The organism is Streptomyces sp. NBC_01549, from assembly GCF_026339955.1.
Classification (GTDB): Bacteria; Actinomycetota; Actinomycetes; order Streptomycetales; family Streptomycetaceae; genus Streptomyces.
Genome location: NZ_JAPEPW010000003.1, coordinates 399,718 through 413,538, shown reverse-complemented (window position 1 = coordinate 413,538; position 13,821 = coordinate 399,718). Strand labels below are relative to the sequence as shown.

At 68.6% G+C, this 13,821-nt stretch carries 15 protein-coding genes and 1 pseudogene; 6 read left to right on the top strand and 10 right to left on the bottom strand.

Features of this window, described 5'->3' with window-relative positions:
* Nucleotides 1-194: 194 nt before the first annotated feature.
* Both OG819_RS48140 and OG819_RS48135 read left to right on the top strand, forming a co-directional pair.
* Complete coding sequence (locus OG819_RS48140; protein ID WP_266656012.1) at nt 195-659, top strand: hypothetical protein; 465 nt, start codon at nt 195-197, stop codon at nt 657-659.
* Nucleotides 656-2,497, top strand: a complete 1,842-nt coding sequence (locus OG819_RS48135; RefSeq protein WP_266656010.1) for a GMC family oxidoreductase — start codon at nt 656-658, stop codon at nt 2,495-2,497. The genes OG819_RS48140 and OG819_RS48135 overlap by 4 nt, the downstream gene beginning before the upstream one ends.
* A 579-nt stretch (nt 2,498-3,076) precedes the next feature.
* Here OG819_RS48135 and OG819_RS48130 read toward each other — a convergent pair.
* A complete protein-coding gene (locus OG819_RS48130; protein ID WP_266638730.1) occupies nt 3,077-4,168 on the bottom strand; it encodes an integrase core domain-containing protein in 1,092 nt (363 codons plus the stop codon).
* A 73-nt stretch (nt 4,169-4,241) separates the two neighbouring features.
* Between OG819_RS48130 and OG819_RS59285 the strand changes: the two are divergent.
* Nucleotides 4,242-4,394 (top strand): annotated as a pseudogene (locus OG819_RS59285) (zeta toxin family protein); the annotation flags it as partial.
* A 154-nt stretch (nt 4,395-4,548) separates the two neighbouring features.
* On the opposite strand, the gene OG819_RS48125 reads toward OG819_RS59285, so the two are convergent.
* The 6 genes from OG819_RS48125 to OG819_RS48100 form a co-directional block, all read right to left on the bottom strand.
* Complete coding sequence (locus OG819_RS48125) at nt 4,549-5,124, bottom strand: pentapeptide repeat-containing protein (RefSeq protein ID WP_266637884.1); 576 nt, start codon at nt 5,122-5,124, stop codon at nt 4,549-4,551.
* Nucleotides 5,125-5,146: 22 nt separating this feature from the next.
* Nucleotides 5,147-5,452, bottom strand: coding sequence for a hypothetical protein (locus OG819_RS48120; protein WP_266637882.1), 306 nt, complete (start codon nt 5,450-5,452; stop codon nt 5,147-5,149).
* Complete coding sequence (locus OG819_RS48115; protein ID WP_266637880.1) at nt 5,449-5,880, bottom strand: DUF6313 family protein; 432 nt, start codon at nt 5,878-5,880, stop codon at nt 5,449-5,451. The genes OG819_RS48120 and OG819_RS48115 overlap by 4 nt, the downstream gene beginning before the upstream one ends.
* Before the next feature lie 346 nt (nt 5,881-6,226).
* On the bottom strand, nt 6,227-7,006 hold the full coding sequence (locus OG819_RS48110) for a bifunctional 2-polyprenyl-6-hydroxyphenol methylase/3-demethylubiquinol 3-O-methyltransferase UbiG (protein ID WP_266637878.1): 780 nt from the start codon (nt 7,004-7,006) through the stop codon (nt 6,227-6,229).
* A gap of 181 nt (nt 7,007-7,187) precedes the next feature.
* Nucleotides 7,188-7,463 (bottom strand): hypothetical protein, encoded by a 276-nt coding sequence (locus tag OG819_RS48105; RefSeq protein WP_266637876.1) that lies wholly within the window; start codon nt 7,461-7,463, stop codon nt 7,188-7,190.
* On the bottom strand, nt 7,460-7,720 hold the full coding sequence (locus OG819_RS48100) for a hypothetical protein (protein ID WP_266637874.1): 261 nt from the start codon (nt 7,718-7,720) through the stop codon (nt 7,460-7,462). Before OG819_RS48100 ends, OG819_RS48105 begins: the two co-directional genes overlap by 4 nt.
* Before the next feature lie 595 nt (nt 7,721-8,315).
* Here OG819_RS48100 and OG819_RS48095 point away from each other — a divergent pair.
* On the top strand, nt 8,316-8,753 hold the full coding sequence (locus OG819_RS48095) for a cytidine deaminase (protein WP_266637872.1): 438 nt from the start codon (nt 8,316-8,318) through the stop codon (nt 8,751-8,753).
* Nucleotides 8,754-9,004: 251 nt separating this feature from the next.
* Here OG819_RS48095 and OG819_RS48090 read toward each other — a convergent pair whose 3' ends face one another.
* Together OG819_RS48090 and sigJ are read right to left on the bottom strand one after the other, a co-directional pair.
* Nucleotides 9,005-9,457, bottom strand: coding sequence for a glyoxalase/bleomycin resistance/extradiol dioxygenase family protein (locus OG819_RS48090; RefSeq protein ID WP_266637870.1), 453 nt, complete (start codon nt 9,455-9,457; stop codon nt 9,005-9,007).
* Nucleotides 9,458-9,579: 122 nt separating this feature from the next.
* Nucleotides 9,580-10,455 (bottom strand): RNA polymerase sigma factor SigJ, encoded by an 876-nt coding sequence (gene sigJ / locus OG819_RS48085; protein WP_266637868.1) that lies wholly within the window; start codon nt 10,453-10,455, stop codon nt 9,580-9,582.
* 266 nt (nt 10,456-10,721) lie between these two features.
* Between sigJ and OG819_RS48080 the strand changes: the two genes are divergently transcribed.
* Together OG819_RS48080 and OG819_RS48075 are read left to right on the top strand one after the other, a co-directional pair.
* Nucleotides 10,722-11,300, top strand: a complete 579-nt coding sequence (locus OG819_RS48080) for an NADPH-dependent FMN reductase (protein WP_266637866.1) — start codon at nt 10,722-10,724, stop codon at nt 11,298-11,300.
* A 114-nt stretch (nt 11,301-11,414) separates the two neighbouring features.
* Entirely contained in the window at nt 11,415-13,016 is a 1,602-nt protein-coding gene (locus OG819_RS48075; RefSeq protein ID WP_266637864.1) for an ISL3 family transposase, read from the top strand.
* Nucleotides 13,017-13,195: 179 nt separating this feature from the next.
* On the opposite strand, the gene OG819_RS48070 is transcribed toward OG819_RS48075, so the two are convergent.
* Nucleotides 13,196-13,411 (bottom strand): hypothetical protein, encoded by a 216-nt coding sequence (locus OG819_RS48070; protein WP_266637862.1) that lies wholly within the window; start codon nt 13,409-13,411, stop codon nt 13,196-13,198.
* Between the last annotated feature and the right edge of the window lie 410 nt (nt 13,412-13,821).

Here is a 13,821-nt window from a genome sequence, read left to right as displayed (position 1 = left end):
GTTCGCCGTGCCACACCCGGTGCGAGCCGCCACGGCGGAACGCCGCTGACGTGGGGTCGCCGGTACCCGTCCGGGCGTCGGCCGTGCCCCAGCGGTCCGGCGCGAGGCCGGCCCGCGCAGGCCCGCCGTCCCGCAGGTGCGCGCGTGCACGAGAAGAACTCGTCTGACCCCACAGGGAAAAGGATTTCGAGAGCATGGAACTCCACCAGTTCGCCGCCCTGTCGGCGAACCTGACCGGTTTCGACTGCAGGGAGTTGCAGGAGACCGGCATGATGCACACGTACCGGCAGGTCGTCGTGGACCAGGCAGGGGCCGAGCGGCTCGACCGGCTCGCCGGCTCGGTGGCGGGGTCCCCCGACGGCCCGCCACGCCTCGAGGACGATTCCGCCCGGGAGCTAGCGCGGGCGATCGCCCACCTCTGGTACGTCGGAACGTGGCCCGGCCTGCCGCACCCGCTGTCCCCGGACAACGGAGCGTCGGCACCGGAGGCCGGGCCGTACGTGGTCTCGTCCCGGGCCTATGAACAGGGTCTCGTATGGCGTGCGTTCGGCGGGAACGCGCCCGGCACGGCGGCGCAGGGGCACGGGAGCTGGGCCGACGCCCCGTCCGAGGTAGCGCCCGTGGGAGCACGTGACACCGAGTCGGTGGTCGCGCGATGAGCGGTCCGGAGGGGCTGCGGTGGGACGCGGTCGTGGTCGGTGGGGGTTTCGCGGGTTCCCTGGTGGCCAAGCGCCTGGGCGACCAGGGCTGGCGGGTCCTGGTGCTGGAGGCCGGACACGGCGCGCCCAGTCCGGAAGGGGGGCACTCGGACGCGGTCGAGGCGTACCGCACGGCGCTGCTCAAGGTGCCCAACTCGCCCTACCGGACGAGCACCGTGGCACCGTCGCCGGCCATGTCCGACGTCGGCGAGTACTTCGTGCAGAACGGTCCGCTCCCGTACGGCAGCGGATACCTGCGGGCCAACGGCGGCACCGGCCTGGCCTGGACCGGACTCGCGCTCCGGATGCACCCCGAGGACTTCCGCGCCGGGGACTTCGGGCAGGGGCGGGACTGGCCTCTCGGCTATGACGACCTGGAACCGTACTACCGCGCGGCCGAGCGGGAGATCGGGGTGGCCGGCGACGCCGAGGAGCAGCGTGCGGAAGTCGGCCTGCCGTTCCCGGACGGCTACCGGTTCCCCATGCGGGCCATCCCGCAGAGCTACCTGGACCAGGTGATGACGAAGTCCCTGGACGGCGGGACCGTGCGGGATCCCGGGGTGGACGATCCGGTCCGTCTGCGCGTCGTCACGACGCCGCACGCCCGCAACGGACTGCCCCATCCCTCCTACGACGACGGCGCCGGCTACCGGCCCGCCCCGGGGCCGGGGCAGCCGGATCGGGGAACGCTGTGCCAGGGCTACGCCAGTTGCGTACCGATCTGCCCGTCCCAGGCGAAGTACACCCCCCTCAAGACCCAGGCCCGCTGGGGCTCGTCCGTCACCCTTGTCACCCAGGCGGTCGTCACGCGGGTCCGGATCGGCGCCGACGGGCGGGCGGCCGGTGTCGAGTACCGGTCCTACCGTGACGACACCGCCGAAGTGGTGACCCACAGCGTCGACGCGGACCTCGTCGTCCTGGCCGCGCACGCGATCGAGAACGCCAAGCTCCTCCTCGTCTCCGAGGCGGCCAACAGCAGCGACCAGGTCGGCCGCAACCTGATGGACCACCCGGTCCTGCTGACGTGGGGCCTGATGCCCCAGCAGGTCGGTGCTTATCGTGGTCCCGGCTCGACCTCCGGGCTGGAGGGTTTCCGCTTCGGCGCCGCGCGTACCCGGCGCGCTCCGTTCCGCGTGGAGATCGGCAACTGGGGCTGGACCTGGGCCCTGGGGCCGCCCGACCGTCGGGTCGCCGAATTCCTGGGCACCGGAGGGTCCGACGGCCGCGGCATTCTCGGTACGGAACTGCGGCGGGCGCTCGGCGATCGGATCGGACGCGAATTCGCTTTCCAGTTCGAGATGGAACAGGAGGCCGACCCGGCGAACCGCGTGACCGTCGATCCTCGTCGCCGCGACGCGCTGGGCACCCCGCGGCCGGTCATCCACTACGACTTGTCCGACTACGTCAAACGCGGCATCGCCGCCGCGAAGGCCGTTTCCGACCAGCTCTTCGAGCTGCTGGGCGCAGAGGACCATACGCGTTTCGAACAGGGGCCGGACTGGCCCGGCTACTTCGAGTTCGAAGGCCGCCCCTACGCCTACAGGGCGGCCGGACACGGAGCCGGAACCCACATCATGGGCGACTCACCTCTCACGTCTGTCGTCGACGAATGGCAACGCTGCTGGGACCATCCCAACCTGTACGCCGTCGGGTGCGGCAGCATGCCCACGGTGGCCACGTCCAACCCCTCACTGACCATGGCGGCGCTCGCCCTGCGCAGCAGTGAGGAGATGCATCGCGACCTGCTCGGCCGGCGCCGTATCGCATCCGCCGAACATCCCGCACCACCCGCCTCGTAACGCTACGTTCCGGTGCGGCAGTACGTGCCGGTTCCCGGCCTCGCGCCGACCGAGGCCGGGGCCGGCGCGGGGCGCCCGGGCCGATCGGCGCCCTCGTGGACGACGACCCCAGGGCACGAGGCACGTCGCGAATCCGTGGGTCCCTTCCGCAGCTTGTTCCCCTGGATGTGCTGCGGAGGTGTTGTGATGAGCCGACCGGTTCGCCGCGGCTGACGCTGGAGGTGGCGCCCCGCCACGCCGGCCCTCCCGCTGCTGCGCCACGTTCCGGGCCGAGGCGAGGAAACACGCGAACCGGCTGATCGAGGAACCCATGCGGCGCCGGGAGGCACCGGCCGACGGCACAGGGGGCGGGTCACCGGGCTCCTGGACCGCCACGGGTCCGCAACCCTTGGTCGGAGCCGGGACACGGGTGGGAGACACCGGGAGCAGGGCCGCATGTCGGCTGACCGCTCGACCGCGCGACGCGCAGGGCGCCCGACCGGCGTCGTGCCCGGCCGGGCGCCCTTCTCCCGCGTCGAGAAGAAACCCAGCTTCTTCGGCGAGTAGGACTGCGGGTGCCGATTATTACGTCCGAGCTGGTCAGGCCGCGTGTGCGTACTCGTGGAAGAGGCCGCCGAGTCGGTCGCGTCGACGGATGTCGAGGTGGTCGAGTCGGTCCGGTTCGGTGATCGGTTCCCGGAGCGGCCGAAGGGGAGCTGCGCTGTGCAGGGCGCGGTGAGGCCGATGCTGGTTGTAGATCGACTCGAACTCGCCGAGCGCGTGGAGCAGGTGGGCCTGGTTCAAGATCAAGGTGCGGTCGAGGAGCTCGTGCCGGCAGGTCTGCACCCAGCGCTCCATGATCGAGTTCATGCGGGGAACGCGGATGCCGGTGGTGACGATCTCGATGCCCTCGGCCTCAAAGACGGCATCGAACGCGCCAGTGAACTTGCTGTCGCGGTCCCTGATCAGGTATCGGACGGTGGCGCCGGCATCCTGGAGGTCCATGACCACGTTCCTTGCGGTCTGGGTGACCCAGTCCGCAGTGGGGTGGGCGGTCGCGCCGAGGATGCGGATGCGGCGGTTTGCGTGCTCGATGACGGCGAAGACGTACAGCGTCGCACCGTTGAGGGTGGTGGCGGTGAAGAAGTCGCAGGCCAGGATCGCGTGGGCCTGGCCGCGCAGGAATGCGGCCCAGGTCTGACGTTTGCGTTCGGGCGCTGGCTCGATGCCGTGCGCCCGCAGGATCTCCCAGACCGTGGATGGTGCGACCTTGATGCCGAGCACGGCGAGTTCGCCGTGGATGCGCCGATACCCCCAGGAGCTGTTCTCGCGGGCCAAGCGCAGGACAAGGGCCTGGATGGAGCGACGGGCTGGCGGCCTGCCGGACTGCTTGCGACGAGAGGCTTCGGCGTGACGACGGCGCATGAGGTCACGGTGCCACCGCAGGACTGTGTCCGGGGAGACGATCAGGTGCAGTTGCCGCAGTTTGGGTCTGGGGAGCTGGTGGAGAAGCGCGGCCAGGAAGGCGCGGTCCGCCGGGGTGACGCGCGGCCTGTTGATCTGCCTCTGTAGGACAGCCAACTGGTGGCGCAGCGTCAATATCTCGATGTCCCTGTCCACAGCGCGCATCGGCAGCAGCCGTATGAAGGCGAACACGCTTGACACGGTGAGGTAGGGCAGTCGCAACAGCACGATCCACCAGCCTGACACGACCCATCCGACGATGACTGACCGTTCGTGAGGATCTGCAGGTCACAGATCATGGATGGGGTTTTCGGCACCCGCAGGCGCTGGCCGGTACGTGTCCTGGGACAACCACGACCAGTGCGTGCGTCGCCTGCCGCGGTCGCTGGAGGTCATCGAGAGCGAGCAGTTGGCCGACCGCGTCATGGTGGTACGGCGTGACCTGCAGGTGCTCTACGACAACGAGCCGTCCGGACCTTCCCCGGCGGGCGCGCACCGGGCGCTGCACGCGGCCCGGACGCGGCCGCGGACGGCGCCGGAGACCTGGCGCTTCCGCGGCCGGCCCCGTTCACGGCTGCGCCGGCACCGTGGGTGCTGGGTGCTCTCTTTCAGACCAGAACACTCGTGTCTGACCGGTCCGGCGCCGGTCCGCCGCGTACCCGGTAGAGGCCGGGGCTCACCTCGTCGGACTGCTCGAAGACAGCCGATACCAACTCGGCAGGCCACCGAGTTTCCCGGTTCCAGATTGCCCCTGGTGGAAGGAGCATGTTCCGAGCGCCCGTGAGGTTCGCGCCGGTCAGGTTCGCGTGCATCAGGTTCGCGTGCGTCAGGTTCGCGTGCGTCAGGTTCGCGCGGATCAGGTTCGCGCGGATCAGGTCCGCTCCGGTCAGGTTTGCGCGGATCAGGGCCGCGTCGGTCAGGTCCGCACGGGCCAGCTTCGCGCCGGTCAGGTCCGCTCCGGTCAGGTCCGCGCCGTTCAGGTTCTTTGGGGTACGGGATCCCCTGGGGGAGCGGTGCTTGAGTGTAGCGGCTTCGGGAGCTGGCCCCTCGGGCCTTGTCTCTGCCCGACGCGCAATGGCTGCAGCGGTCTCGGTGATGGCGGTTGCGGGGGCGTCCGGGCAGGCGAGGTAGAGCAGCCCGCGCAGAGCGGCTGCATGGCGTGCGCGTTCGGCGTCCGTCACCACGTCTCCAGGGTAGGTCGATGGCTCACAGCGGGGGCCGCTGCTGCTTGACGCAGATGGGGCAGCGGTAGTCGCGTACCCCATGCAGCGCAAGGAGGAGGTCGATGGCTTCGTTCTCTGCTCGGCGCACGGTGGCGGCGGCGCCGGGCTGTTGGGGTGCTGCCGCTCCCATGATGCCCTCGATCAGGTAGGTGAAATGCTTCTCCGCGTGCTTCCAGTTCGGTTCCGCGTGCCCCGAACGGAGATCGTTGAGATGGCGGGCGCCGAAGGCCAGCACGGCTGCTTTGACGGCTTCGGTGCCCTCTTTGAACACGTCGTGCAGCGAGATCATGAGCCGCCCTCGGAGGACGAGGGCGGCCCGGGCTGTTCGGCCAGGCGGCGCAGTTCGTTGATGACGTCGCTCAACTCTCGTGCGTGGTGGGCCTGGATCTGCTCGGTGATCAGGTAGCCGGCGGCCGCTCCGATGATGGCGGGGATCGCGGCCCACCCGGTGAGGGAGAGCGGCCACGCGCACCACTGGGGGCGGACGGCGCCAGGCGAGGTGATCCCGGTCATGACGTCGTAGGCGTTTACCCAGCCGATCAGACAGCCGTTGAGCAGATATAGAGCCCCGCACATCCCCAGCACGACGGCGCCCCGGCTGAGCAGCCAGTAGCCGAACCGGGGCAGGGCGTGCCGGTCGGCCCACCGTGCCCGCAGCCGCTGCCGCCGACCGGGTGGCGGGGGCCCGCCGGGCGGCGGTGAGGGTGGGATGGACACCCTGATCACGGTAGAGGCCGGGCCGCTCGCGTGGGAGGTGAACGGCCTCCTCCGCGGGAGGAGTTGGGGGTCGGGGAACAGTCGTGTCGGTCCCGTTGTCCTATCCCGACGGTGTAGTGGGCGCCTAGAGAAGAGCAGTACCGTGCCCCGCCAGCCGAAGAAGACCGCGGGCGCGAGGCCCTGACCGCTCGGTTGCGGCTGGTGACACGGTTCTTAGCGGCCCGTCGGCCGTGGGTTCAGCGTGACTGAGGTGCTTTCACTGGGAACCCACGGCGTCTTCGGCAGGCAGGCATGAAAGTGCGGTGGGTCCGTTGCCGCTGAATCGGCAGGTCCTTCACCGCTGGGCTCACTCGGCGCGCTGTCCGACACGGAGGACGCTCAGGTAACGGCGTGATGCTCGGTCGCCCATCCGCGTGCGGATGCGCTCGGCGATTGCGTCGAGCAGGGGCTCACGGACGTCGCGGTCGAGCCTCCGGTACAGCGACAACGAGCGAAGGTGATCGGCAAAGCCGTCCCCGTCGAACCACTGAACGGTCGGGTACCAGCGCACGATCGTTGGGCCGAACAATCCGCCGGGATCGTCGACCAGGCCCCAGCCCTCGTCGGTGGTGCGCACGTCGTCCTCCAGGGGAGGATGACCCCAGCCGGGGTTCCCGGGGCAGAACCGCTCGTGGAGGTCAGCGGTCTCGGCGTACACCTCCGGCTCTCCCACTCGGCGGACAACGACGTTGCCGAGCAGTGCCATCCAGCCTGCGGGATGGAGCACGTCGTGCGCTCGCTGCCAGCCGATCGACGGGTCGACCCAGTGCCACGACGACGCAGCCACAAGGACATCGAAGCGTCGACCGCGGTCGTCCCACTCCTCAAACATCGACGTCTCGACTTCGACGTTGCCGAAGGTGGCGATCCGCTGGCGAGCGAGTGCGGCCATTGCTTCGCCCGGCTCGATGGCGGTCACTGAGCATCCGAGCGTTGCCAGCGAGCGCGTCGCCTGGCCGGTACCGCAGCCCACCTCCAGCACCGACGACCTTTCGTCCATGCCGGTGACGGTGACAAGGTCCGCGAACAGTTCGTCGGGGTATCCCGGCCGGACCCGGTCGTAGAGTTCCGGCACCTCGTTGAACACCCGACCGAGGTCATGTCGATTCGGGCGCGTCTTCGGATCATCTGTCACGAGCGCACAAGCTATGAGGCTCGTCCACGGGGACGCCACTGGTTTAAAGGCAGTTCCTCGACAGCAGCCGTGCCGGTCTTTTCTGTCTGCTCCGCCAGCATCGTTCGGTCGGAGATCCCCTTACGGGCAGCCGTCAAGAGCGCCCGCTCTCCCTTCCGACCGCATCTCGGCGGACTCCCGTCTGGTCGTCGAGCAGGTTTTGGGCGATGGTCGCGTAGCGGCTCGCGGCGGTGTGGGACAGGTTGAAGACCAGGGCGAGGTGCAACGGGTCGGCGCCGACGGTCAGTGCTTCGTGCAGTACCCGGTCGCCGCGGATGCGTTCGAGGTAGACGCCCTGGTGCAGCAGGTGCCGCTTGAGGTATTCGGCACTGACTGGCCCGGTTCCCAGGGCCGTCTTCGCGTTGATCAATACGTGCCGGTTGGGAGTCTCGGCCAGGTGACGCGACGCTGGGCGAGCCAGGCCAGCAGGGTCTGATGAGACAGTTCGCCAAGCCGCTGGGCGTGTCCGGCGATGGTGATCCGGCGGTTGGGAAGGTCGAGGTCGTCCAAGGTGAGACGTCGGATGGCCGCAGCGCGGGCGGCGTGGACGGCGGCCAGGGCGACGATCAGCCGTTGCGCCGGGGTGGCGGCGATCCGCTCGACGGCGAGGACCTCGGCGTCGGTCATCGGCAGCAGGTTGCGCGGGATGTCCTCGGCCTTCAGGCGGGTGGTGGGGTTGGCGAAGATCAGGCCGCGCTTCTTGGCGAAGCGAAACAGCGAGCGTAGTGCGGCGATCGCGTTGCGACGCTGCCATCCACGCAGGGGTGAAGTTTCCCCGTGATCTTGGGCATGTTGTCGTTACGCCGCGAGGGCTTGGTCTTGCCGGTAGCGCAGGCGTGTTTCGTGGGGCGTGAGGTAGCCCCAGTGGATGTGCTTGCGCAGACGGCGTCTGTTGTAGAAGGTCTCGACGAATTCGAAGATGTCGGCGCGGGCGGTGGCCCGGTCGGGCCAGAAGCGGGTGCTCGATCGCGTCCCGCTTGTACTCGTCCGAGCAGCGATTCGTGTACTTGCTTCCCACCTGGCACTGCTTCCTCTGGGCTCTCACGTCCCAGTCTCCAGGTGTCCACGATCAAGGGGAAGCTTCAGGTTCGACCTGCGGCGGAGTCCTGGACACTATGATCCGCCGCTACATCATCTGGCGAAACCGCCACGCCGACGACGGCGCCTGCGCGCCGTCGTGGACAGGGCCAACGTCGCCTGAAACCGCATGAAGGCAGAGGAGATGACCATACAGACCGACCGTGTCGACCACGAGCTGATCCGGGCAGCGGCGCACGTCGCGGCCACACGCTGCCGGGGCGACAACCACACCATGGCGGCTGCGGCCCGCGCCCGAGACGGCCGGATCGTCACCGCGGTGAACGCCTATCACTTCACCGGAGGCCCCTGCGCGGAGCTGGTCCTGATCGGCGCTGCTGCCGCTCAGGGTGCCTATGACCTGGACGCCATCGTCGCCGTGGGTGACCGGGACCGAGGCGTCGTGCCCCCATGTGGCCGCTGCCGCCAGGTCCTACTCGACTACTTCCCAGCCCTGAAGGTCATCGTCGGGACAAGCGACAGCCTCCGGATGGTGCCCGTCACCGACCTGCTTCCCGAAAGCTACATCTGGGCGGACCACCAGCTCGACGCTGAGGAGAACGCACCATTCAGCACGAGCTGACGCCCCAGGCGGTTACAGGGCAAACATTGCCTGGCGATCCCCTACAAGCGGCGACTCCACTATCTGGAACTGGTCCTGGGAGCGCCGGAGGGACAAACGATGTCGCCCGACCGGTTCGAGGTCATCGTCGGGGCCACGGAGTCGTGCCAGGGCCTCGTCTCGGTCGTCGGGCAGTTGGCCACCGCCCGGAGTCGGGCTCGGCGAACTACGCGGGAGAGTCCCTCAGAAACGTGCCGCCGGTACCACGGCGTTCAGCCTGCGGTGAGGCCGGAGAATGCTTCGGTCGTGAGTTCCTGGAGCTCGGCGAGCGGAACGTCGCGGAGATGCTGCGTGAGCCCCCACCGATGACCGAAGGGGTCGAGCAGCTGACCTTCTCGCTCGCCCCAGAAGGTGTCGCTCAACGGGCGAATCACGGTGGCCCCGGCACCGACGGCCCGCTGCCAGGTGTCATCGACATCGTCGACATGCAGGTAGACGGCACCGTAGGTGCCGCCGAAGTGTTGCGGCCCGAAGGACTCCATCTCAGGGAACTCGTCGGCCAGCATCAGCGTGAGCGTCCCGATGCGGACCTGGACGTGGATCAGCCGGCCGCCGGGTACCACCAGCCTGGTGAGCTCTGTGGCTCCGAAGGCCTGTTGATACCAGGCGGATGCCTCGTCCGTGCCGCGAGCGGTCAGGTGCAGGGTGTGGGAGTTGAACGACATCGGTGGTTCCTTTCTGAGGATCTGGGTCCGGCCGGTTCGAGCCCGGCATCACAGCGTGCCGACGGCCCGACCGATCGACGGTCTTGCAGTGTGAGTTGTCAGGCTCGAGGTCGACGCGCACCTCAACTGCTCCATGACCGCAGCTTGTCCGGGTTGCGAATCGCCCAGATACGTCGGATGTGGGACTCGTCGATGTCGAACGCGTACACGGTCAGCACCTGACTGCCGTTCACCGCAACGAGGCCTGGTTGGCCATTGACGGTCCGCTCAAGCAGGTCGAGCCGACTGGCGAGACCCGCCAGGTGTACCAGGAACTCCGCAACCCGAAGGTGGCCTTGGACCGGCGTCGGCGAGGCCATCGTGCGACCGCCACCGTCCGCGATGGCGACGACCGACGGGTCGAGGAGTCGTACCAGGGCATCCACGTCCTTGGCCTGCCATGCCTGCCGGAACTCACCGACGATGGCAGAACGCCGCCGAGCCCGTGCACCGCGGGTTCGGGCAGCAGCCACTCGTCGACGACCCGACGAGGCGAGCTCGCGGCAGGCCCCCGGCGTGCGGCCGACGATCTCTGCGACCTCGGTGAACGGCACCCGGAACACATCGTGCAGCATGAAGGCGACGCGCTCGGCCGGCGTCATCGAGTCGAGCACGACCAGGAACGCCATCTCGACGGACTCGTCCAACGTGATGTGGTCGGCGGGATCTCTCGCCGTCGATCCGTGGGAGAGTGCGCTCCACTCGGCCCGCGCCGGCAGTGGCTCTGGAATCCACTCACCAACGTACCGCTCTCGGCGCATACGCGCCGAACGGAGCTGGTCCATGCAGATCCGGCTGACGACGGTGGTCAACCAGGCTGCGGGATTCGCGACAGCGGCCCGGCGCTCGACAGGTTGCGCGAACCAACGGGCGTACGCCTCCTGGACGGCATCTTCCGCCTCGGTCAGCGAGCCGAGCAGCCGGTAGGCGAGATTGGCGAGGTTGCGCCGCTCTGACATGAGCGGCTCGTCCTCAGGACGCGCCGGAGCGTCTTCGTTTCCGCCTGTGATGTCCATTCGGTCAGTGCCTTTCACTCGCCACGTACGAATCCTCCCGCGCGATACGACGGATCAGGACCCGCCGATGTCAGCGGGGGACAACGGCGGCCCGTCTCCTGACGATCGAGGCCCCTACCGCGTCGGTGTGGGTGTTGGCACAGCGGCCGACCACAACGGTGACCGCGTGCCCGTGGTACGCCCCAAAAATCGCGACAGGAGAACGCATCGTGACCAAGATCGGCATCATCATCGGCAGCACGCGTCCGGGACGGCTCGGCCCGCAGGTCGCCAGGTGGGTCCACGAAGTCTCGGCGCAGAGGTCCGACGCCGAGTTCGAGCTCGTCGATCTCGCCGAGTTCCGACTTCCGCTCTTCGACCAGGCGGTGTCACCCGCCATGGGCGGAACCGGAGGCCCCGAGGCGCAGGCGTGGGTGCGCACGATCGAGACGCTCGACGGATTCGTGTTCGTCACGCCGGAGTACAACCACCAGCTCCCCGGCGCACTCAAGAACGCCATCGACTTCGTCTACGCCGGCTGGGCGAACAAGGCCGCCGGGATCGTCTCCTACGGCGGCGCCGGCGGCGCCGGGTCCGCGGCCCAGTTGCGGCAGATGTGCGGTCTGCTCGGGCTCGCCGACGTGCCGACCCAGGTCTCCCTTCACCTGGCCACGGACTTCGAGAACTTCACGGTGTTCGCTCCGAGTGCGCCCAGGGCACGCTCGCTGGAGGAATTGCTCGACCGTGTCGTCGCCTGGACCGCGGCATTCGAGCCCATGCGAAGTGCCCGCGCGGCGTCCATCGCCTGAGCTGCCTCCAACTGTCAGCGATCACGCAATTCGGCTCTGGCGCTGATCTTGTGACGGAGTCGGTGTCAGTGGTGGCTGTGATCATGGCTCGCGTGCTCTTCGCGGAGTTTTGAGGTGTTGTTCCCTCATCTGGCTGGTGTCGTGGTGGAGTTGGTCGAGCGGGCTGTGGCCGGGGTGGTCACGATGCATGCGCGGGCTCGCTCGGCGGGTGCGGAGTGTCCGCATTGCGGTAGTGCGTCGGGTCGGGTGCACGGACGGTACCTGCGACGGCTCGCGGATGCCGCGTTCGGTGGCGCCGGAGTCGTGATCGAGCTGCTGGTGCGGCGGTTCAAGTGCCCGAACCCGGCGTGCCGGGCGGTGACGTTCGCCGAGCAGATCGCGGGACTGACGAGCCCGCATGCCCGCTACACGCCGCTGGTTCGTGAGCAGTTGACCTCGATCGCTCTCGCGCTGGCCGGCCGCGCGGGTGCCCGTCTGGCCGGGGTGCTGGGCCTGCGCGTCGCCAAGGACACCCTGTTACGTCTGGTCCGCGCCACGCCAGAAGAACCCGTCGAAGAGATCCGCGTGCTCGGGGTCGACGATTTCGCCCTACGGAAGGGCGACTCGTACGCCACGATCCTGGTGGACCTGGAGAGGCGGCGCCCGGTGGACGTCCTGCCCGGCCGGGATGCCGAACCGCTGGCCACTTGGCTGAAGGGCCATCGGGAAGTGGAGATCATTTGCCGGGACCGGGCTGGGGCTTATGCCGAGGGCGCCCGCAGCGGCGCCCCGCAAGCGGTGCAGGTCGCCGACGCCTGGCATTTGTGGCACAACCTCGGCGAGGCTGTCGAAAAGACCGTCGCCGCCCACCACGCCTGCGTCCGCACCACGTTCGAGAACACCGTACCGGCCGCCCCGCCGACCAGCGACGACATCTGGCTGACGCCGCCCGCACCGGCTGCCGCGCTGCTCGACGTCTGCGGACGAGAGCGCCGACTGGTGACCCGGACCAGGGAACGCTATACCGCCGTGCGACAGCTCCTCGACGATGGCAGAACGCTGGAGGAGATCTGTCGGACACTCCGGCTGGACCGATCCACCGTGCGCCGCTTCGCCGGCGCCACCAGTATCGACGAGCTGCTGGTCAAAGCAACGAACCGGTCCACCATCCTGGACGAGTACACGCCCTACCTTCACCAACGGTGGAACGAGGGCTGTCACATCAGTACCCAACTCCACCAGGAGATCGTCGCCTTGGGCTTCGCCGGAAGCATCCAGACTGTGCGGCGCTACCTCCGTCCGTTCAAGGCCGCCACCGCCGCACCACCCGCACGTCGCCCGGCACCACGGCCCCGCCGCATCGTCCGCTGGATCATGACCGACCCCGGAAACCTGACAGCCGATAATGCCGCCGATCTCAAGGAGATCCAGACCGGTTGCCCTGAACTCGACGCCGTCACCCACCACGTCCGCGACTTCGCCGCCATGATGCGTGACCTGCGGGGCAACCAACTGCCCGCCTGGATGGAGCGCGTCCTTGCCGACGACCTGCCCGCCCTGCACTCCCTGATCAACGGACTGAGCCGCGACATCGACGCCGTCACGGCCGGACTCTCCACCCCCTGGAGCTCCGGCCAGGTCGAAGGACAGGTCACAAGGACGAAACTACTCAAAAGGCAAGGATATGGACGAGCCAACCTCGACTTCCTCCGCAAGCGCGTACTCCTCACACCCTGAACCAACAGCGTCACAAGATCAGCGCCAGAGCCGAATTACGTGATCGTCCACAGCCGCCAAGTCTCTGCCTGCCCACCACCCGTCAAGCAATCGGGTGAGGGACTTCGACCGTGCGGAAATTCCCCGACCCCGCAGCGGCAGCTGCGGCACAATCGCCGGATGATCGGCAACAAGACCACTCACCGCACGGTGGACGGCGTTCGCATACCCGGCACCTGGCGCCTGATCGCCCACCCGTGCGGGCTGCTCAAGGAGTTGCCTTTCAGCTCGGTCCGTTCCGTCACACCCGGCGCGTACCTCTCCAGACTGGCCTTCACCAGAGCGAGGAACTCCAGGTCCGGCAGGCGTTCGGGCGGCGGTTCGGCGTCACGCGCTCGGCGACGTATCCAAGACATGCGGTGGATCTTAGAACGCCGTCACGCTCCCGGGGGTGCGTCCGCGTCTGAGCGGTCCGCTGTGGCTTGTCGGGCAGTTCCCCGCACCCCTGGTGCTCCAAGGCTCCCCCCGGGGACCCGTCGCCGTCCCGCGGTCCGTCGTAAAGCCCCGAGGCAGCCGCTCAACCGACTGACCTTGCGCCCCGCGCATTTCGTCACCCCGAGCACCGCATTTCGTTGGTTGCCCGGCTTGGGCGGCGGGTGGGGCAACGGCTCACCCCCGCCTGCGCGGAGAGGACAACTGGCCGCCTGGAGTGGATTCGCCAGGCCGAACAGGGCGGCCCCAAGCCCATGCAAGGCTTTGCCAGGCTTCCTTCGCCAGGACCTCGACGCCGTCACCGCCGGCCTTACCCTCGCCTGGAGTTCCGGCG

What these genes read in the sequence shown, in the direction of transcription:
- OG819_RS48140 (WP_266656012.1), top strand. Translation starts at nt 195, where the DNA reads ATGGAACTCCACCAGTTCGCCGCCCTGTCGGCGAACCTGACCGGTTTC.
- OG819_RS48135 (WP_266656010.1), top strand. Translation starts at nt 656, where the DNA reads ATGAGCGGTCCGGAGGGGCTGCGGTGGGACGCGGTCGTGGTCGGTGGG.
- OG819_RS48120 (WP_266637882.1), bottom strand. Translation starts at nt 5,452, where the DNA reads ATGATCTCGCTGCACGACGTGTTCAAAGAGGGCACCGAAGCCGTCAAA.
- OG819_RS48100 (WP_266637874.1), bottom strand. Translation starts at nt 7,720, where the DNA reads ATGACCGACGCCGAGGTCCTCGCCGTCGAGCGGATCGCCGCCACCCCG.
- OG819_RS48095 (WP_266637872.1), top strand. Translation starts at nt 8,316, where the DNA reads ATGACCATACAGACCGACCGTGTCGACCACGAGCTGATCCGGGCAGCG.
- OG819_RS48090 (WP_266637870.1), bottom strand. Translation starts at nt 9,457, where the DNA reads ATGTCGTTCAACTCCCACACCCTGCACCTGACCGCTCGCGGCACGGAC.
- sigJ (WP_266637868.1), bottom strand. Translation starts at nt 10,455, where the DNA reads ATGTCAGAGCGGCGCAACCTCGCCAATCTCGCCTACCGGCTGCTCGGC.
- OG819_RS48070 (WP_266637862.1), bottom strand. Translation starts at nt 13,411, where the DNA reads ATGTCTTGGATACGTCGCCGAGCGCGTGACGCCGAACCGCCGCCCGAA.